Genomic DNA, 802 nt, shown 5'->3' on the forward strand with positions numbered 1-802 from the left:
AGCTCAACACTGGAAAAGTCAGTATCTTTAAATTGAAAAATGTGCTGAACATCATACGCATGGCCAAAGTTTAAATCAAGGTCAACTTCCTTGACCTTTTTCACAGCAGAATCAATCCAGTCAAACAGCTTGGCTCCTAAAGACGGCTTGCCGCTTTCTTTTTTTGCCGTTGTAAATGGCTCTTCCTCGTCATGAACGTGAACTGAGAGCGCTGTGATTTTCTCTTCTTTTTCCTTGTAGTCGCTGTCAAGCTTTTCAATCAGTGTCAAAGCTTCTTGTGCTGTAAGCTTTCCTTCCTCAACAAGCTTAAGGATTCGTTCCTTTTCTTGCATCATTACGATCTCCTCCCCATTGTCTACTTATGCTGCACGCAGGACCTTAATGCCCTGAATCACATTCCAAATGATAATGCCAATGACAACCAAGAAATAAATAACCGCTCCCCCAATGATTACAAATACAGGAAGCAAGCTGTCTCCATCAATCGCAACGGCTCCGCCAAGTAAAGCAATAAAAAGGAACAGCCAGCCGACAAACGGAACTATGTGAGAAATAAGAGAGCGTATCGCATGGCGTTTTGTTTCTTTCTCATTTACAACAAAATAAGCGACAATCGGCACAATGATTGGCGCAATAAACACACTGAAATAACAAAGTGATGCAATAATAGCTTGATTACGGTTCAATTCATTCCACACTCCTATTGTGAATTGTCCATGACAAAAGATCAGGGACGTTTTACTTATTTATACGTTTAAAATCTCTTCAGGTTTCAAATTCATTCTTTAGACATGCTCCGATT

At 40.3% G+C, this 802-nt stretch carries 2 protein-coding genes; both read right to left on the bottom strand.

Translation table 11 applies throughout. The features are described from left to right. A partial coding sequence (locus ACWHAR_RS25770; protein ID WP_452088264.1) for an SHOCT-like domain-containing protein occupies nucleotides 1-335 on the bottom strand: 335 nt, incomplete at its 3' end. Between the two features lie 24 nt (nucleotides 336-359). Continuing rightward, nucleotides 360-686, bottom strand: coding sequence for a protein YvlA (gene yvlA / locus ACWHAR_RS25775; protein WP_003244375.1), 327 nt, complete (start codon nucleotides 684-686; stop codon nucleotides 360-362). Between the last annotated feature and the right edge of the window lie 116 nt (nucleotides 687-802).

This window comes from Bacillus sp. LR--39 (assembly GCF_053613335.1).